Origin of the sequence: Stenotrophomonas maltophilia group sp. RNC7 (genome assembly GCF_030910085.1) — a bacterium.
GTDB classification, from domain to species: Bacteria; Pseudomonadota; Gammaproteobacteria; order Xanthomonadales; family Xanthomonadaceae; genus Stenotrophomonas; species Stenotrophomonas sepilia.
This window is the reverse complement of the sequence record NZ_JAVFVN010000596.1, coordinates 1-19142: the sequence shown is the minus strand read 5'-3', so window position 1 is coordinate 19142 and position 19142 is coordinate 1. Positions and strand designations below refer to the sequence as shown.

Sequence of the window (19142 nt, the reverse complement as noted above, 5' to 3'; positions counted from 1 at the left end):
CACCGCCGCCTTACACCGGGGCCCGGTCGCGCTTGCCGGTGTCGATGCCATACCTGCCCATGGCGTCCTGCATCCAGCACGCAGCACCATGACCATCACGTTCCAGCGGATCATCGCGTTCAGGCGGCGCTCGACGGCCAGGTCGCCCGGCCGTCCATGCGCGGGTATGCAGGTCGTCGTGCTGCTGGGTGTCCAGCCCGCTCAGCTGATCGATCAGGTAGTGCGCGCGTGGCCGGCCACCGGCCTGCATCACCGCCTGCAGCGATTCACGCCACTCCCGTGTTTCCAGCGGGTCGGTATCGAAGGGAATGAGGGCTTGGTTCATGGCTGTCTCCAGAGGGCGCCGGTCGGACGTCTGCCTGGGCGACAACACCGGCAGGGTGCACAGCACTGGAGCGGGGTCGCAACGGCGGGCGCCGTGACGCGAAGGGCGACCGTGGCGGCCACCGAGAAGACAAGCGTAGGCCTGCCCCCCGCGCTTCGGTAGGCGGGCGGGGCTTGGGTCTCTGGCAAGCAAGGGTTGGTGCCGCGCGCCGTATCAGGGGCCGATGCGCTGGGCGCTGCCTCTGATCAGGCCGGGGACAGCCCCGGCAGGAACACCGGGATGATCGCCACGCCGATGCCCAGCAGGCACCAGGCGACGATGGGCAACCAGCGCGCCAGGCGTTGGGCGGGTTCCGGCGCACGACGACCGCCGATCCACAACAGCAGCGTGAGCACACCCAGCGCATAGGCGAGGACGACGATTACCGGATGCACATGGATGACCCGGCTGGGTGGCCACATCTGCTGCTGGTAGGCGGTGGTGTGGGCGACCAGCAGCAGGAACAGCAGGCTGCTGAAGGTGTTGATGGCGGTGCGTGCGTTGATGGGAGCACTCCTTGTGCGGGCTGCCCGGACATTGCAGGGGCCGCATTCTAGCGGCTGCCTTCCGGTCGTTGAAACGCCACTGTCATCGATGGCGGTCACCCTGCTGGGCTTTCCAGCCTCGGGGTGGTTGGCCGGCCGTGAACAGCGTGAGGATCTGGGAGAAGAGCTACGAACTGCGGCGCCGGCTGCTGCGTGGCTTCTTCCTGCGTCGCGGTTCGGCCAGCGAGGATGCCGAAGACCTGGCGCAGGAGGTCTACCTGCGGCTGCTGCGCAGCACCGGCGAGGATGCCGACGCGGTCGAGAACCCGGAAGCCTACCTGTTCACCGTGGCGGCCAACCTGGCACGCGAGCACGCCCGCGTGCGGTCGTCGCTACCGCCGCTGGAAGACGTCGATCTGCTGGCCGAAGTGCTGAAAAGCGAAGAAGACATCGAGGGCGAATTCGAGCGTGCGCAGCGCTGGAACGATATCCGCAGCACCATCGCGCGGTTGCCGGCGACCACGCGCCGGGTGATGGAGCTGCACTACCGCGACGGGCTGGACTGCCCGGGAATCAGCCAGCAGCTGCAGGTGTCGGTGCACATGGTGCGCAAGCATATCGGCAAGGGGCTGGAGGCCTGCAGGAAGGCGCTGGGCGCCAGGGAGCTCACATGAATCGGTATCCATCACGCAGGCCTGACGACACGATCGAACGTGAGGCGGCGCACTGGTTCCTGTGCAATCGCGAGGGGGTGCTGGACAAGGCCGGGCGTGTCGCGTTCCTGGACTGGATGAAGCGCTCGCCCGAGCATGTTCGCGCCTACATGCGCGCGCTCGCGTTGCACCGGCAGGTGGGCGAGGCGCTGCAATCGCCGTTGGCTGATGCGGCGCTGGTGCCACCGCAGCAGGTCGCCGCCAAGGTGGTGCCGCTGTTCGGTCGTGCGCACGCGCCGCCCCGCGCCGTGCTGCGTCGCGGTCGCGTGCGCTGGTGGACGGTCTCTGCCGCGGCCTGTGTTGCCCTGCTCGGCGTGGGCCTGGTTTCGCAGATGATGCCCACCCAGCAGCTCTACAGTGCCGGGCATGGTGAACTCCGCGACCTGGTGCTGCCCGACCAGACCCAGGTGCGGCTCAACGCGGACAGCCGACTGCGGGTACGCATGAGCTGGTTCAGTCGAAGGGTGGAGCTGCTGCAGGGGGAGGCCACGTTCGACATCGCCCGCGACCGCCGTCCGTTCGAGGTGGAAGTGAACGGCCTGGAGATCCGGGATATCGGCACTGTATTCGATGTATCGCGACGGCTGCAGAGCACCCGCATCGGCGTGGTCTCCGGCGAGGTCGAGGTCTGGAGCCAGGGCGCGGGTGCCCGCCGCCTGGCCCAGCTGGAGCAGGGCCGGGTGGTGCAGGTCGACGCGCGAAGCCATGCCGTCGAGTCAGTGGACATGCCGCTGTCGATGCTGCTGGACTGGCAGCAGCGCAAAGTCTCCTTCCTCGATGAGCGGCTCGATGAGGTGGCAGCTGCCTTCAACCGGCACAACCAGGTGCAGGTGCGCGTGCTGGACGAAGGCGCAGCATCGGCACGGTTGTCGGGCAGCCTCGATGCGCATCGCATCGGTGCGCTGCAGGCCTTCCTCGAACGCGACCCACGCTTCGTGGTGAGGCGCGAAGCCGACACAGTGCGGGTCGGCAGTCGCTGAGGCCCGCGCGGTCGTGAGCTGTCAGAAAAAATTCATCGAATCCGTGTTCTCCACTTCGGTGGATGCGGGCTCTTACTTGGGAGAAGCCGCTGCCAAGTCACGCGGCGACCTCGCAGCCTTTTCTCTTCCAAGGACCCGTGATGCGCAACACGCTCTACCTGTCGATCATCCTCGCCCTGTCTCCCTGCAGCGTGCCAATGGCGGCCGCGGCCACTGCCGATGGCCTTGAAACCCGCGTGTCGGCGGCGATCGCGGCGCAACCGCTGGCACGTGCGCTTGAGCAGTTGTCGCGCAGTTCCGGCGTGCAGTTCCTGTACTCGGGCAGCGGCGAAGCGCACATGGCCGGGGCTGTGCCGCGGGGCGCCACCGTCAAGCAGGCGTTGGACGCACTGCTGGCGGGTACCGGTCTTGGCTACACCGTGGTGGATGGCAATGTCATCGCCATCGATCCGGCACCCGCACGCAATGCGCCGAAGCCAGCCGCGCCGATGCCGCGCGAGGCCGGGGCGGTGCTGGCGCCGACCCTGGGCACGGTGAAGGTGATTGCCGCGCATGAGGTCATCGACCAGAAGAAGTCGTCGCCGGTGATCAAGGATTCGGTGGTCTACGACGAGATGGACAGCTACGGCGACGAGACCCTGGCCGAGAGCCTGATGGCCGCTCCAGGCCTGAGTGCGGTGGAGGATGCCGGCGAACCACGCTACGTGACCGTGCGCGGCGTGCAGGCCAACCTCAACTACACCACCATCGATGGCATCGCGATCGCCAGCGTGGGGGGCAGTGGCTCCGGGGAGCGCATGAACAACCTGCAGCTGATTCCCAGCGACATCGGTACCCGAACCGACATCTACAAGAGCTTCAGTGCGGAGCAGGCACCGGATGCGATCGGCGGTGTGATCGACATCATCAGCCGTAGTGCCTTCGACCGGTCCGGCAGGTACGTGTTTGCCGATGTGGCAGGCATCTATTCCACTGCCGAGACCAACGTCGAGCGCAGCGCCGGCGGCAACCACGAGACCCTGGGCCATTTCGGCAAGAGCGCCAAGATGGTGTTCTCCAACCAGTTCGGCGCCGACCAGGAATTCGGCATCGTTGCGGTGGCACGCTATGAGCAGCGTTCACGCAACAGCGTCAAGCGCTGGGTGGAGTCGAACTACTACTACAACGACGCTGGAGAATACCTCACCGACGGCACCACGGGTCCGGACGAGGCCAAGGGCTGGAACGGCCTGCGTGCGCCTGGCAACTTCAGTACCGGCACCTATACCAACTTCATCACCAACTTCGGTGGCTCCGCCAAGCTTGAGTGGAAGCCCTCGGATGATCCGTTCTACGCATCGCTGCTGCTGTACTCGTACCGGTTCTACGAGAACTCAACGATGAACAAGACGGATCTGTATGGCAACGCCAAGTTTCCGATCCGCAACCAGACCGAGGACAGCGGCACCACCCAGATCAACAGCATCTACATCAAGAACCGTCACGACCGCTGGGACCGCAGCAACCGTGGCGCCATCGCCAGCTTCAACTGGGACGTCGGCGACCGTTCGCGCCTGACCCTGCGTGGTGGCCACACCGAAGAGACCTTCCACAACAACCAGGTCTACTGGGGTGTGCGTGCCTATCCAAGCAATCTGTTCGTCGACTACGAGAATGACAGTCACGGGTTCCCAAACGCGGTAGCGGTTTCTGATTCCAGCCTGTTGACCAGCTCCGCGTTCAAGCTCAATCCGGCGCAGGCCTATGTCTCCCCGCGCGATGCCAAGGAGAGCATCGACAACCTGCGCGCGGACTTCAGCTACAACATCGACGCCGATGCGCGTGGCTTCGGCCTGGCCACCGGTGCCGAGTACCGCCACCTGAAGATCTGGCAGGACATCGACTTCGACTACTTCAGGAGCAGTGCCACGCTCAACGACTACCTGTACCCGGGGTCGACGCTGCTGGGCAGCGTGCCGGGCTTCCCTCTGATCGACAACCGCAAGTGGAACGAGGAACTGCTGCCGAAGCTGGGCAACAACAATGCGGCGTATCCGAATGCCAACTTCACCAGCGACTACAAGTACGTGGAGGACATCACCAATGCCTATGTGTCCGCTCACTACGCCTGGGACCGGCTGCTGCTGATCGGCGGCCTGCGTTACGACCACACCCGCTTCGATGCCTACAGCCCGTTCAGCGATGATGGCGGCAGTACGTATACCTCCGCCTTCCGCAACACGAGCGGTGGCTACAACAACCTGCTGCCTTCGTTGAATGCGACGTTCAAGCTGAGCGAGGACCAGCGCCTGCGCTTCTCCGCCAGCCGTACGCTGGGCCGGCCGACGCCGAGCAACATCGCCCAGGCCACCAGCACCAGCTGTGGCGATGACGAGGAGGGCAGGGGCTTCTGCACCATCAAGCAGGGCAATGCCAACCTGCAGCCGCGCCGTTCCACCAACGTCGACCTGGCGTGGGACCTGTATTTCAACGGCAACAATGGCCTGGTCTCGGTAGCGCTGTTCGACAAGGTGATCAAGGACGATATCTACACCCTGACCACGTTCGAGAACGTGGGGGACACCCGCTACCGGGTCACCCAGCCGATGAACACCGACGAGTCGAAGCTGCGTGGCGTTGAGTTCGCGGTGGCCAATCGCAATCTGCAGTGGGGCCGCCAGCGCTTCGACATGTACTTCAACGCGACGCGTCTGGAAGGCCAGACCAACTACCGCATCACCGATGGCACCGAGCGGCGCCTGGACCGCCTGCTGTACCAGCCGGACTGGTCGCTCAATGGGTCGGTGATCTGGCGCATGCCGTGGAAGAGCTCGCAACTGCGCCTGTCCGGAACCTACCGCAGCCGGATGCTGGTCGACTTCGGTGACACCGAATGGCTGGATTCGTACTACGACCCATACATGACGTTCAACATGGCTTTCAGCCACAAGGTCGGCAAGCACGTAACGCTGAAGTACGAGGCCAAGAACCTGTTCAACACCCAGCCAACCTACAGCACCGGTCCGAACGGGCGTTTCCGAACTGAGATCGACGACTACGGCCGCTTCTTCTATTTCCACATCATCTACAACTGAGGGTTCACCCGTGGAGACGATCAATCGCAGGCGATTCCTGGCCTTGGCCGGCTTGTCGGCCGCCGGGGCCTGGATGGGCACGGCGCACGCACTGGCCGCGCAGGCCGATGCCACCGCGCTGAACCCGCGCAACCTGCTGGCCAAGCCGCGCTTTGCCAGCACACCCTTCACCCTGGGCGTGGCCTCGGGTGATCCCTCGGCCGATGGCGTGGTGCTGTGGACGCGCCTGGCGACCGAACCGCTGGTGTTCGGCGGTGGCATGCCGACCCGGCCGATGGCGGTCGAATGGCAACTGGCAGCAGACGATGGCATGCGCAAGGTGGTGCGCCAGGGTTCGGCAATGGCGCATCCCGAACTCGGCCACGCCGTGCACGTGGAGCTGGACGGGTTGGCGCCCGGACGGCCCTACTGGTACCGCTTCACCGTAGGCGGCCACGCCAGTGCGGTCGGTTGTACCCGCACGCTGCCCGCAGCCACGGCCGCAGTGGATCGTGTGCGCTTTGCGGTGGCCGGTTGCCAGCACTACGAAGAAGGCCACTACACCGCGTGGCGGCGCATCGCCGACGAACCGCTGGATTTCGTCTTCCACTACGGTGACTACATCTACGAAGGCGAAAGCCAGCCGGGCCTGCGGAAGATGAACGGCCAGCCGTTCACCAACCTGCGCAACCACGTCGGCCCGCAGATCTACACGCTGGATGATTACCGCCGCCGCTACGCCCAGTACAAGAGCGATCCCGACCTGCAGGCCGCGCATGCGGCGGCACCGTGGTTCGTCACTTTTGACGACCATGAAGTGGACAACAACTGGGCCGGTGCCGAAGACCAGGATGACACGCCCAGCGAAGTGTTCCTGCTGCGTCGCGCACAGGCGTTCCAGGCCTACTACGAGAACATGCCACTGCGCCGCTCGGCATTCCCGCGCGATGGCCACATGCAGATGTACCGGCGCGCACGCTACGGCACGCTGATGGACCTGCACCTGCTCGATACCCGTCAGTACCGCAGCAAGCAGGTGAACATGGCGTTGCGTGAGGAGGTGGAATCGCCAGAGCGCAGCATTGTGGGGGCGAAGCAGGAGCGCTGGCTGTTCGACGGCCTGGCCGATGCTGCACCACGCTGGCACACGATCGCCCACCAGGTGGCGCTGGGCAACTACATGCGCGAGAAGGACGGCGTGGTGCAATCGTCCGACGACCAGTGGTCAGGCTATCTGGACAGCCGCCGGCGCCTGCTTGACCACATCCAGAAGGTGGGCTTCGGCAACGTAGTGACTGCCTGCGGCGACGCGCATCGCCACTATGCGAGTGATCTGGTGCAGGACCACCGTGACTCGGGCGTGATCTCCAGCGAGTTCCTCGCCACGTCGATCACTTCCGGCGCCGATGGCCAGGGTGTGGACGCGTATGCCAGCAACCAGATTGCGCACAGCCCCTATCTGAAAGCGACCACCGACAAGCGTGGCTACGTGCTGTGCGATGTCACCCGCGATGCGTGGATCGGCGACATGAAGACGCTGGATACCGTAATGCAGCCGAATGGCGCGCTGCAGAGCTGGAAGCGCTACGCGGTGGAGCACGGCCGGCCGGGGCTGCAGGAGGCCTGAATCTACCGGTCTGCGCTGTAGAGCCGAGCCCACGCTCGGCTGCTTTTTCGGTGCAATGCGACCAGGGCGAGAAGTAGCCGAGCGTGGGCTCGGCTCTACAGAGGGCTCCTCAATCGTGCTCGAACCGCAATGGCTCGCTGCCCATTGCCGGGTCACTGGTGCCGGGGCGCCCATCCTCGGCGCGGCCGGCCAGTCGCAGTGCACTGTCGCCCGCACCGATGCGCAGGTCGTACCACCCTGCGGTGGGCGCCGCGTCCCACGCCACCGTGGCCTCAGCATGCGCCGGCAGCACCAGCGCCTGCTCCGGCATGTGCCCGGCATAGGCGCCGGCCTGCACCCGCACATTCTGCGCGCTGTTGTGCAGATTGCGCAGGTGCAGCCGTAGCTGGCCGTCCGCGCGCTCGATCGAAGCCTGCACGGCAGGCGCCTTGACCGCACCCTGGAAGTGGCGGTGGAAGCCGTTCGGACCAAGCAGCCAAAGGTCATAGCGGCCCTGGGCGTCCAGCGGCCAGCGCTCGCGCAGTGGCGTACCTGGCAGCAGCGTGTAGCGGCGTGGTACCGCATCCAGCCGCAGCCGATCGTAGACATGCAGCACGGCCGCCGCGCCTTCGCAGGACAGCGTCAGATCCACACCCGAGGCATCGACTGCGGCAATCGATGCCTGCGGACGATAGGGTAGGGCGCGCGCCGGGCGTACACCGCTTTCCTGTTTCGCTGGTTTCAGCCCCTCTGGCAGCGTGGGCACGGTGCGTCCCGGCAAGGCAGCGGCGCGTGCGGCAACCGCACTCACGTCGGGCAGGCCGCAGACGAACGGGCGGGTATCGCGCTGGGCAAAGTCGAACGCAGTGCTGAGGTCGCCGCAGACCGCGCGGCGCCACGGCGAGATGTCCGGTGCGGCCACGCCAAAGCGGCGCTCGATCAGCCGTATGACCGAGGTGTGGTCGTACACCTGCGAATCGACCCAGCCGCCGCGACTCCACGGCGAGATCACGTACAGGGGCACGCGCGGTCCCAGACCGTACGGGCGCCCGCGCAGTTCGGCGAGATCGTACTTTTCGTCACCCGGTGCCGGGTGTCGGTGGTACTCGCCTTCGGTGCTGACCGAGGACACACCCGCCCAGCCACCGTCCACCGGCGAAGGCGGGGCAGGGGGCGGCATGTGGTCGAAGAAGCCATCGTTCTCGTCGAACATCAGCAGCAGGGCGGTGCGGCTCCACACGTCCGGATCGGCGGTCAGCGCATCCAGCACGCGTGCGGTATAGGCCGCGCCCTGTGCCGGGCTGGACGGGCCGGGATGTTCGCTGCCGGCCGCGTCGGCGATGATGAAGCTGACCTGCGGCAGGCGCCCGTCAATGACGTCCTGGCGCAGCTGCGTCAGGCCCCGCGTGCTGACCCCGCGCGCGCGCAGCTGCGGGTCATGCCCTGGCGCCGCGCGGTGGGCCTGACGGAAGGCCTCGAAACCCGCCAGCGGGTTGTCGGTGAAGTTGTCGGCCATGTCCTGGTAGATCTGCCAGGACACGCCGCCCCTCTGCAGGCGCTCGACATAGCTGGTCCAGCGGTACGACGCCGGGTGCCCACCCTGTTCAGGGAAATTGTCGTGCGAGTTGGCGATCACCGGGCCACCAGCGTGGGCCTGCGGATCGTTGTGGCCGGTCCACAGGAACACCCGGTTCGGGTTGGTGCCGGCCTGCATTGCGCAGTGGTAGGCATCGCAGATCGTGAAGGCATCGGCCAGCGCGAACTGGAACGGTAGGTCGCTGCGCTGGAAGTAGCCCATCGAGTGGTTCTGCTTGGCCTTCGGCCATTGCCCCATGCGACCTTGGTCCCAGGCGCGCTGCGCATCGGGCCAGGTATGCGGCGTGCCTTCCACGCGCATGTAGCCGAAGTGCGCGGCGGTATCCAGCGGGAACGGCGCGATCGCGCGCTTGCCGCTGGCATCGGGCTGCAGCCACAGGCTGCGGACGCGGCCACCTGCTTGCAGCGCGGCGGCCGGGGCGACGAACCGATCACCGAAGCCACGTACGCCCGGCAGCGTGCCGAAGTAGTGGTCGAACGAACGGTTCTCCTGCATGAACACCACGATGTGCTGCAGGTCTTCCAGGCTGCGCGTCTGCGTGGCGGGGGCGATCGCTGCGGCCCGGGCGATGCTGGGCAGCAGCGGAGAAAGGCCGGCGGCAACGCCGGCCTGCAACAACCGGCGTCGGCCGATATCGGTCACGGGCTCACTCACAGGTCCACGCGGAAAGAGATCCCGACGGTGCGCGGAGCGCCGATGAAGGCGTTGTCGCGGCCGTCCACCCCTGCAAGATACCGCTTATCGGTGAGGTTGCTCACCACCAGGTTGGCGCCCATGCCCTTCAGGCGCGGCGACAGGCCCTGCAGGTCGAAGCCGATGTTGGCGTTGAACACGGTGGCCGACGGCAGCTTGTTGACGTTGGCGGCGTCGAGATAGCGCGTGCCCAGGTAACGGCCGGACAGGCCGAAGTTCCAGTTCTCACCCTGCCAGTCTGCCGACAGGACGAGGGTCTGTTCGGGCTGGCCGATCACCTTGGCGCCGTCGACGATGCCCAGCTGGGTATCACGCGCGGCATCGCCACTGCCCAGGTACTTGGAGCGGTTGTAGGTATAGGCGGCGTTGAGGCGCCAGCCGTTGTCCCAGCCATAGCCGAACGCCGCTTCCAGGCCGTTGCTTTCCACGCCGCCGAAGTTCTCGTAGACACCGTCGGTCTCGCCCAGGTAGTCAATGCCGCTGACGAAGCCGGCCGGCAGGTAGACGATGCGGTTGTCGAACTTGATGTTGTACAGCGTGACCGAGGCGGTCAGCGGCCAGCGGCTGATGCGCATGCCCACTTCAATGTTGTCAGCGGTCTCCGGCTCGACGTTGCGGAAGCGCTGCGGGTCGGTCTCGCCGAGCACGCCGGAAGGAATCGCGGCGAAGTTCTGCGAGAAGCCGGCGAACAGCTCCATGCCTTCCACGCCCGGCGCCCAGGTCAAGCCGGTGGACAGCAGCGGGTCGGACCTGGAATCGGATCTGACGTGCTCGCTGGCACCGATCACGCGGCGGCGCGACTGGTCGACGAAGAACTGCTTCACGCCCAGGCGTGCGCTGAACGGCCCGAACCTCGCCACGTCCTCGACGTAGTACATCTGCTCGTCAACCTTGTACTTGTCCTCGAACTGTACCCAGTACGGTTGATGGTCGAAGGCGATATCCTGGCCGACGTTGAGCAGGCGATGCCAGTCGCGGCGTGCCGATCGGTCCAGCTTCTCCACCCACAGGCCGCCACGGATCGTGTTGTCGACCGTGCCGAAGGTCTGCCGCCACTCGACGTCGGCGGTCACGCCCATGCGGTCGTTGTCGTAGTGCGTGTGGCGATACGACTGCGCGCCCAGCACGTTGCCGGCGTAGCAGTTCGGATCATATTCGGCAGTGAAACCCAGCCGCGGTGTGCAGTTGGCCAGGCGCTGCGCGGCGCTGCCGTCGGGATTGACGAAGAAGATCTGGCCACGGTTGCTGCCGCCGTACACGGTCTTTCCACCGATGTACTCCGATTCGGGGCGGCCGGCACCATCGTCGCTGACCTGTGCCAGGTAAGGTGGCAGCCAGTCGCCACGACCTTCCATGCGGTGTCCGTAAGCCGCCACCGAGGCCTTGAAGCCGTTGCCACCGTCGAAGGCCGCGCGCAGGTAGCCGAAGGTGTTCTCGCGCAGCGCACGCGAGCCGGAACGGTAGTTCTGGTCCAGGTAGGGAATGCCGGTGAGGGTGCCGACCAGGTTGTCACGATCAGGATTGGTGGCGAAGCCCTTCGGTGAGACGCTGGTGTATTCCGGCTCGTCCGCATCGTTGTAGGACAGGTAGCCGGTCAGCGTCCAGCGGTCCAGTTCGGTGATGAACTTGCCGGCGATGTGGTCGTTGCTGGCGTGCCCGGTGCCGTCGATCCAGTCATGCACCTTCGACGAGGAGGCGCTGACCCAGGCGCGGGTGTGGCCGCCGAGCAGGCCGGTGTCGTAGCGCACGTAGTACTTGCGCGCCTCGTTGTCACCGGCGCCGACCACGAAACGCAGGCGGCTGTCCTGCAGCGGGTCGCTGGTGAGGAAGTTGAGCGTGCCGCCCAGCGCTTCGTTCGAGCGCGAGGAGATATCAGCGGTGCCCTGGCTGACTTCCACTGTCTCCAGATCGAGGGTGTCGATGTAGCGGTTGGCCAGCGAGCCGCCGCCGTAACCCGAACCGCCGTTGGGCAGGCCGTCGATGGTAGTGCCGATCTGCTGTGTGTCGCGGTTGGTGACGAAGCCACGCATGCTGATCTGCGTGCCCCACACCGATGAGCCGGTGGCATCGGCTTCGCTGACCACCACGCCGGGCACTTCATTGAGCGCGTCGTTGACGCTGCTCATCACGGTCTGCCGGTTCAGCGTTTCCGCGCGCACCGCCGTCTTGGCGTAGCTGGTGGCCTGGCCGATCACCTGTACCTGGTCAAGGGTTCGCGCATCGCTGCTGCGCGCTTCGGCAGTCTCGCCCTGCGGTGCTTCGGCCAGGGCGTCCAGTGCGGGGGCGATCAGCAGGGCAAGCAGCGAGACACGGGGAAAGCGCGCAGACGTTCGCATCGAGACCGGACCTTCAGAAGAGGGAAGCCCCGGAGTGTCGGCAGTGCCAATGACATCGGCATGACGTGGCGATGCAGGAATCGTGTTGTGCGACGGCCGGCACCTGCTGCCGGCATCAGTACCGCGCGTCCTTGGGTTTCGGGTCGCGCGGCCAGTCCTTGCCCTTGTTGGCGAAGTCCGGCCGCGGCTGGTTGATGAAGTAGCTGGCGATGTCCACCGCATCCTGGTCGGGCATCACCTGCTGCCCCAGCGGAGGTTCGCGGGTCACTGCCGGTGGCATGTTGTGCTTGACGAAACCGGCCGCCTTGTACAGGCGCGCCATGCCGGCGCCGATGTTGAAGCTGTGGTCGCCCCACAGCGGTGGGAAGGCGATGTCACCACTGGCGTCGCGCCGGCCTTCGCCGTTGTCGCCGTGGCAGGCAGCGCACTGCGTGGCGTACAGCGCCTGGCCGCGGATCGGATCCGGGGCCAGCGTGCTGTCGATGGGCCCTTCGCTTGGCGCGGCGACTTTTGCACCGTCCGGCACTGCACTGTTTAGCCACGCCATGTAGTCGAGCATCGCGCGCATCTGTGGCGCGTCCTTCGGCAGCGGCTTGCCGTTCATCGAACGCTGCAGGCAGCCATTGATGCGTTCGGTCAACCCGATCACCTTGCCAGGCCGCGGCATGTAACGCGGATAAGCGCCGCCACCGGTGTTGAAGTAGTGGTTTCCGAATGGACGCTTGCCCTCGGCCATATGGCACGAGTTGCAGTTCAGATCGTTGCCGACATTGTCCGGCAGCAGCCGTGCGGTCTCGTTGAGGAGGCGGCGGCCGAGCATCACCGACTCGGCATTGCCGAGCCCGGCGATTTCTTCGGCGCTGGGCGCGTGGTAGTGGCCGACCACCTTGCCCTGTGCATCGAGGATATCGATCGTGCCGGTCACGGCGGCATCCAGATCCGGGTACAGATGACGGTAAGCGAGGGTACCGGCGCCGGCCAGCAGCACGATGGTGATCGCACTGCCGATCAGCAGGCGGGAACGCGTGCGCGAACGCTTCATTGTGCGGTCTCCTGCGGAACGTAGTGCACCGGCTTGTCGCGCACCACCCGGCGCATACGCGCCACGTCGACCTCGCTCACTGCGCTGGCCTGATTGCCCCAGCTGCTGCGGATGAAGGTCAGGATCTGTGCCAGCTGCGCATTCGGCAGCTGCTCGAAGCCTGGCATGGTGAAGGCCATGCGGTCGTGCGGGGTCTGTGGCGTGCGGCCGCCGATCAGGGTCACCTGCACCAGCGAGCTGGGATCGTCAGCGAACACGATCGAGTTGCCGGCCAGGGCCGGATAGACGCGAGGCATGCCGCGGCCGTCGGCGCGGTGGCAGGCCTGGCAGTGCTCGGCATAGGCCAGCGAACCGGCCACGCGGTAGTCGCCGCTGCGCAGTGCGGCGGTGGTGGTGTCGGTGCCGGGCGACCACTGTGCGCTGCGTCCTTCGCGGGCGGGCAGCTGCTTCAGGTAGCGCGCCATCGCCAGCAGGTCCGCGTCGGACAGGTACTGCGTGCTGTGCTCGACCACATCGGCCATGCCGCCGAAAGCCGCCGAACGATCGGTGCGGCCGGTGCGCAGGAAGTCGACGATCTCGCCTTCGCTCCAGCTGGCCAGGCCGGTCGATTCGTTGCGCAGGTTCTTCGCGTACCAGCCTTCCAGCACCGAACCGGACAGGAACTGGCGGCTGCCATCATCGGCCATCGCCTTTTCCTGGAACGCCAGCCCGCGTGGCGTGTGGCAGGCACCGCAATGCGCCAGGCCTTCCACCAGTTCGGCACCACGCTGCTTGCCGGCGTCCAGCGACGGATCCGGGCTGAAGCTGCGTGGGCGTGCGAACAGCAGTTGCCACCATGCCAGAGGCCAGCGCATGTTGGCGGGCCATGGAATCGTGCTGTCGGCGTTGTCCTGCTTCACCGGCTGCACCGAGCCCATGAAATAGGCGTACAGCGCTTTGATCTCGGCGTCGCGGGCAACCACGTACGAGGCGTACGGCATTGCCGGATACAACGGCTGGCCATCGTGGCGGATGCCACGGCGCACCGCGCGTTCGAAGTCGGCGTAATCGTAGGCACCAATGCCGGTCTGCGGATCGGGCGTGATGTTGGTCGAGTAGATCGTCCCCATCGGCGTCTGCATGCCGAGGCCACCGGCGAACGGCTTGCCGCCCGGCGCGGTGTGGCAGGCCGCACAGTCGGCGGCGCGCGACAGGTACTGCCCCTGTGCGATCAGCGCCGGGTCGTGGATGTCGACCTGCGCGGCCTGCCGAGGTGCGAACCAGTAGGGCGTGCTGCGGGCGATGCCATAGGCGGCGGCCAGCGTGGCGGCCAGGGCAATGGCGAGCTTGAACGAGGTGCGCATGGGGGCACTGTGGGCAAGCATGCCGGCGTATTCATTGATCCGGATCAATGACTGAACGGATACAGCTTGTACACCAAGCTGAATCGTTCCTGCGCTGTCATCAAGTCGTCATCCGCGCGCGATAGATGACCGGTCTATCGGGGCGTTAACGTCCCAGCCTGTCTGATTCATCCCTATGACGTGATATGAAGCGCCTGCTGCTGCTGTTGCTGGCGTGCGCCGGCCTGTGGCTGGCTGCATGCTCCTCCTCCATCAATGCCTCGTCCACCTCGCTCGCCGATCGGCTGATCGCGCCAGGTGGTGTATCGACCCTGCTCGATCGCCCGCGCATCGCCGCGGCCATCGCCGAACTGCCCAACCGCCATGGCTTCGCGCCGGGCCGCGATGGCGTGCCGATCTTCTGGCGTGTGTTCGATCCCGGCGATTACGGCGCGCGTTACCACTACCTGCCGCAGCGCCACGAGAACGGCCTGCCGCTGGATACCGGCCTGAGCCTGGCGGTGCCGCAGCCGTTCCGTGCGCAGACGCCGCGCGGCACCGTAGTGCTGCTGCACGGCTGGATGATGAACGGTGATTCGATGCTGCCATGGTCGCTGCAGCTGGCCGAGTCCGGCTACCGCGTGGTCACGCTCGACCTGCGCAACCATGGCCAGTCCGGTGCAGGACCGTCCGGCTATGGCACCTATGAATCGGATGACGTGGTCGATGTCATCGGCGAGCTGCGCGCGCGCGGCGAAGTAACCGGCCCGCTGTACCTGTTCGGCGTGTCCTATGGCGCCGCCACAGCGGTATTCACCGCCGACAAGCTCGGCGACCAGGTGGAAGGCGTGGTGGCGATGGAATCGTTCGCCAATGCCGGTGTAGCGATCCGCACGATGATTCCGCACCTGATGGGGCTGCAGCCGGAAGGCCTGAAGGCGCAGGCGGTCGCCTCCTACGCGCGCTGGCGCTACGGCGGCCAGGACATCAACCAGGTGATCGCCGCCGCCAGCCGCCGTATCGATGTCGATCTGGACCGCGTCGACGTCGCGCGTGCGCTGGCCGATACCCGCGCCTGCGTGCTGTTGCTGCACGGGCAGGGCGACCAGCACATTCCGGTCAGCCAGGGCCGCGAACTGGCCCAGGCCAATCCGCGCGCGCACTACATCGAGATGCGCGGCGAGGACCACATCACCCTGCCGCTGCGGCTGGACCTGCTGGCCGGCGTGGTCGACGACTGGATGGCGCGTGACGAGCACCACCCGCAGAGCACGTGCCCAGCCCCACAGCTGCCGGCCCAGGCCGAATGGCTGGCACACGGCTGAAAAATGGGGACGGAGGGGATTAAGTCGTTTGCAGCACACTCGGGGCAGATGCGACTTAATCCCCTCCGTCCCCATTTTCTGTCAGGCCACGCGTCGGGCCAGTGAGCGGGCGGAGGCGGCTACGCCCAGCAGCAGTACGGCGACGCACAGGAAGGCAAAGCCGAGGCTGGTGGCGTGCGCCACGGCGCCGATCGCAGCCGGGCCAGCGAGGATGCCGGCGTAACCCAGTGTGGTCACGGCAGTGATTGCGATGCTTTCCGGCATCACCCGCTGCTGGCCTGCCATCGAGAACAGCGCCGGCACGATGTTGGCGCAGCCCAGCCCGACCAGTACGTATCCGGCCAGCGCCACCGGAAACGAGGGCACCAGTGTGGCCAGGGTGAAGCCTGCCGCGGCCGTGATACCGCCAAAGACCAGGGTGCGGGTGCGGCCGAGGTGCTCGACGATGCCGTCACCGAACAGGCGCATTGCCGTCATCGCCAGGGTGAACAACGCGAAGCCGGCCCCGGCCTGGTCACGCGGCACCTGCCGCACTTCGGCCAGGAACACGGCGCTCCAGTCCAGCATCGAGCCTTCGGCGAGGAACACCACGAAGGCCAGTACGCCGATGAACAGCACCACGCCATGCGGCAGTGCCAGCAAGGGGCCTTCGTGCAGGATCCGTTGCGGACGCCAATGCGGCGCCGACAGCATCGCAACCAGCAGCAGTGCCACCACCGAAACCAGCGCGGCCAGCCACAGCGGCGTGCCGAGGATCAGCAGCCCGGTCATGCAGCCAGCGCCGACGAATCCACCGATGCTGTAGAAGGCGTGGAAGCCGGACATCATCGCGCGCCCGGCATCGCGCTCGACCGCCACCGCCTGCATGTTCATCGCACAATCCAGTGCACCGACGCCGGCACCGAACACGAACAGCGCCGCGCCCAGCGACACCGGCGAGGGTGCCAGCACCAGCAAGGGCAGGGCGCACAGCATCATCGCGCAGGTGATCACCATCACCCGGCGGCAACCCAACCGCCCCGTCAGTGCACCTGCCAGCGGCATCGCCAGCAGCGAGCCGAGCCCGAGGCACAGCAGCACGGCGCCGAGGCTGGCGTCCGACAGCCCGGCCTTGGCCTTTGCGTAAGGCACCATCGGCGCCCACGCGGCGGTGGCGAATCCAGGAATGAAGAAGGCGGCACGGGTGGCGTGCTGCTGGGCACGCGGAGATGAAGGCGTCATGCGAGAGCGGGTCCGGATAAACACTGCCATGAAAGCGTTTCCAGTCGCATCGGGCAAGGGGCATTCGGGTCACCGAAGGCCGAATACGATTGCGGGCCGTCCATCAGGCGCAGCGGGCCCGGCGATGCCTTTCCGCATCGCCGGGCCACGTCTTCAGGACAGGGCGTGTTTACAGCGGCAGGTCGAACACCAGCACTTCGGCGTCGTTGCCGTTTTCCAGGGTCAGCTGGGCTTCGTCACTGACCTGCAGCGCATCACCGGCTTCCAGGGTGATGCCGTTGACCTGCAGCTGGCCACGCGCCACCTGCACATAGGCGCCACGACCGTTGCCGAGGGCGTGATGCAGCTTCTGGCCGCCATCAAGAATGGTGGCGAAGATGCGGGCATCCTGGTGGATGCGCAGCGAACCGTCGGCGCCGTCCGGCGAAGCGATCAGGCGCAGCTGGCCGCGCTTGCTGTCCGGCGAGAAGTGGGTCTCTTCGTACGACGGCACGATGTTCTCGGTGTCCGGGAAGATCCAGATCTGCAGGAAGTGCACGGTCTCGTCGGCCGAGTGGTTGAACTCGCTGTGGGTGACGCCGCTCCCGGCGCTCATGCGCTGCACGTCGCCGTAGCGCAGCACCGAACCGGTGCCCATCGAGTCCTTGTGTTCCAGTGCACCGCCCAGCACGTAGGAGATGATTTCCATGTTGCTGTGGCCGTGGGTGCCGAAGCCCTGGCCGCCGATCACCTTGTCTTCGTTGATCACCCGCAACGGGCCGAAGCTGACGTAACGGGGGTCGTAGTAGTTGGCGAAGGAGAAGGTATGGCGCGAGGACAGCCAGCCATGCTCGGCCAGGCCACGGGTAGCGCTCTTGCGGATCTGCAGCATGAGGGAATCTCCTTGTTCGATGGTTTCGATGGGGCGGGGTGGGCCAGTGACCGCTGTGTTTCCCCGTTGGAGAGAAGTATCCGCTTGCGTCCGAGGTTTGAAAAACGGATAGTTTTGACGACCATCATCGAAAAATTCGAATGCTCAAGCTCAGCCTCGATGCCCTGCAGATCCTGGATGCCATCGACCGCCGTGGCTCCTTTGCCGCCGCCGGCAAGGCCCTGCACAAGGTGCCCTCGACGATTTCCTATACCGTGGCCAAGCTGGAGGAGGATCTGGGCGTGCAGCTGTTCGACCGGGTCGGCCCACGTGCAGAGCTGACCGAGGCTGGGCGCGCGCTGCTGGACGAAGGCCGACACCTGCTGCGCGCTGCCCGCGAGCTGGAGCTGCGGGTGCGCCGGGTGGCGTCGGGTTGGGAGACCGAACTGACCCTGGCGGTGGACTCGGTGTTCCCGACCTGGCTGCTTGGGCCGGACATCGCCGCATTCCGTGAGGCCGAGGCACCAACCCGGTTGCGGTTGATCGGCGAGGCCCTGTCCGGCACCTGGGAGGCCCTGCTCGACCGCCGTGCCGACCTGTTGGTCGGCGCGCCGGGCGAAGGGCCCAGTGGTGGCGGCTATGTGGTCGAGCCGCTGGGAACGGTGGCGTTCGTGTTCGCGGTGGCACCCGATCATCCGTTGGCCAACGTGCAGGGCGTGCTGGGCCGTGAGCAGCTGGTCGAGCATTGCGCGATCGCCGTTTCCGATTCGGCGCGCAGGCTGCTGCCGCGCACGGTGGGCCTGTTGATGGGGCAGGAGATGCTGACCGTGCCAGACATGGCCAGCAAATTGAAGCTGCAGTGCGAAGGGGTGGGCTTCGGCTTCCTGCCCGAGCCATGCGCGCGCGCTGCTGTGGCGCGTGGCCAGCTGGTGATCCGTGAGGTGGAGGAACACAAGCCGGAGGAAACGTTCTGGCTGGCCTGGCGCACCGGTGAGGATGGCGCGGCATTGCGCTGGTGGCGCGAGCGCCTGCGCAGGCCGGAGCTGCTGTCGCAGTGGTGGCAGGCAATGGCACGGGGGTAGGGGTACGGCAGGGCTGCGCCCTGCACCCGCCGAAGCAACAGCCATAGCCAAAGCCGAAGCCGAAGCCGAAGCAAAAGCAAAAGCAAAAGCAAAAGCTGGTTTCCTGAGGGATGGCGGGGTTGGGGGGGGGGGGGGGGGGGGGGGGTGGCGGGGGGCCCCCACACCCACCGCCCCCGCCCGCGCCGCCCCCCCCCCCCCCCCCCCCCCCCCCCCCCCCCCCCCCCCACCCCGCCTTCGACAGTTTTCCGCGATCTGTCGGAACGGCGTACTGCTCTGGTAAGTGTCGACCTTGGTCGACACGATAGATCCATGCCATGCGTGGATGAATTCACTCGATATCTGACAGATGTGTCGACCAAGGTCGACACCTACCAACAGCCGCGTGAACCTGTCGAAGGGGGGGCGGGGTCGGCGGGCGGGGTGGCCGCCGCAGGGAGGCGGCGGCCCGGCCGCCCGGGCCGGACGGGCGGCGG

At 66.4% G+C, this 19142-nt stretch carries 13 protein-coding genes and 1 pseudogene; 6 read left to right on the top strand and 8 right to left on the bottom strand.

Features of this window, described 5'->3' with window-relative positions:
• Positions 1 to 72 precede the first annotated feature (72 nt).
• Together RCF13_RS11390 and RCF13_RS11385 are read right to left on the bottom strand one after the other, a co-directional pair.
• A pseudogene (locus tag RCF13_RS11390) lies at positions 73 to 325 on the bottom strand (hypothetical protein); the annotation flags it as partial.
• Positions 326 to 570: 245 nt separating this feature from the next.
• The gene (locus tag RCF13_RS11385; RefSeq protein WP_134967738.1) at positions 571 to 969 is read right to left on the bottom strand and encodes a hypothetical protein; all 399 of its coding nucleotides are present in this window, start codon (positions 967 to 969) and stop codon (positions 571 to 573) included.
• A gap of 38 nt (positions 970 to 1007) precedes the next feature.
• On the opposite strand from RCF13_RS11385, the gene RCF13_RS11380 reads away from it, so the two are divergent.
• The 4 genes from RCF13_RS11380 (at position 1008) to RCF13_RS11365 (ending at position 7222) form a co-directional block, all read left to right on the top strand.
• Positions 1008 to 1523 (top strand): sigma-70 family RNA polymerase sigma factor, encoded by a 516-nt coding sequence (locus tag RCF13_RS11380; RefSeq protein ID WP_134967737.1) that lies wholly within the window; start codon positions 1008 to 1010, stop codon positions 1521 to 1523.
• Positions 1520 to 2542, top strand: a complete 1023-nt coding sequence (locus tag RCF13_RS11375; RefSeq protein ID WP_134967736.1) for a FecR domain-containing protein — start codon at positions 1520 to 1522, stop codon at positions 2540 to 2542. Before RCF13_RS11380 ends, RCF13_RS11375 begins: the two co-directional genes overlap by 4 nt.
• Before the next feature lie 140 nt (positions 2543 to 2682).
• Entirely contained in the window at positions 2683 to 5616 is a 2934-nt protein-coding gene (locus RCF13_RS11370; RefSeq protein ID WP_134967735.1) for a TonB-dependent receptor, read from the top strand.
• Positions 5617 to 5626: 10 nt separating this feature from the next.
• Complete coding sequence (locus tag RCF13_RS11365; protein ID WP_134967734.1) at positions 5627 to 7222, top strand: alkaline phosphatase D family protein; 1596 nt, start codon at positions 5627 to 5629, stop codon at positions 7220 to 7222.
• A 109-nt stretch (positions 7223 to 7331) separates the two neighbouring features.
• Here RCF13_RS11365 and RCF13_RS11360 read toward each other — a convergent pair whose 3' ends face one another.
• The 4 genes from RCF13_RS11360 to RCF13_RS11345 all read right to left on the bottom strand — a co-directional run bounded on the left by RCF13_RS11360 (position 7332) and on the right by RCF13_RS11345 (position 14212).
• Positions 7332 to 9440 (bottom strand): phospholipase C, phosphocholine-specific, encoded by a 2109-nt coding sequence (locus RCF13_RS11360; RefSeq protein WP_134967733.1) that lies wholly within the window; start codon positions 9438 to 9440, stop codon positions 7332 to 7334.
• An 8-nt stretch (positions 9441 to 9448) separates the two neighbouring features.
• Positions 9449 to 11827 (bottom strand): TonB-dependent receptor, encoded by a 2379-nt coding sequence (locus RCF13_RS11355; RefSeq protein ID WP_134967732.1) that lies wholly within the window; start codon positions 11825 to 11827, stop codon positions 9449 to 9451.
• Between the two features lie 115 nt (positions 11828 to 11942).
• Positions 11943 to 12869, bottom strand: a complete 927-nt coding sequence (locus RCF13_RS11350; RefSeq protein WP_134967731.1) for a c-type cytochrome — start codon at positions 12867 to 12869, stop codon at positions 11943 to 11945.
• Positions 12866 to 14212, bottom strand: coding sequence for a cytochrome c (locus tag RCF13_RS11345; RefSeq protein WP_134967745.1), 1347 nt, complete (start codon positions 14210 to 14212; stop codon positions 12866 to 12868). Before RCF13_RS11345 ends, RCF13_RS11350 begins: the two co-directional genes overlap by 4 nt.
• 185 nt (positions 14213 to 14397) lie before the next feature.
• Between RCF13_RS11345 and RCF13_RS11340 the strand changes: the two genes are divergently transcribed.
• Positions 14398 to 15516 (top strand): alpha/beta fold hydrolase, encoded by a 1119-nt coding sequence (locus RCF13_RS11340; protein ID WP_231352661.1) that lies wholly within the window; start codon positions 14398 to 14400, stop codon positions 15514 to 15516.
• Positions 15517 to 15597: 81 nt separating this feature from the next.
• On the opposite strand, the gene RCF13_RS11335 is transcribed toward RCF13_RS11340, so the two are convergent.
• Positions 15598 to 16737 (bottom strand): MFS transporter, encoded by a 1140-nt coding sequence (locus tag RCF13_RS11335; protein ID WP_134967730.1) that lies wholly within the window; start codon positions 16735 to 16737, stop codon positions 15598 to 15600.
• Positions 16738 to 16906: 169 nt separating this feature from the next.
• Positions 16907 to 17608, bottom strand: a complete 702-nt coding sequence (locus tag RCF13_RS11330; protein WP_061480138.1) for a pirin family protein — start codon at positions 17606 to 17608, stop codon at positions 16907 to 16909.
• 140 nt (positions 17609 to 17748) lie between these two features.
• Between RCF13_RS11330 and RCF13_RS11325 the strand changes: the two genes are divergently transcribed.
• Positions 17749 to 18669: a LysR substrate-binding domain-containing protein gene (locus RCF13_RS11325; RefSeq protein ID WP_061480137.1), complete on the top strand. Its 921-nt coding sequence runs from the start codon at positions 17749 to 17751 to the stop codon at positions 18667 to 18669.
• Positions 18670 to 19142: the final 473 nt, after the last annotated feature.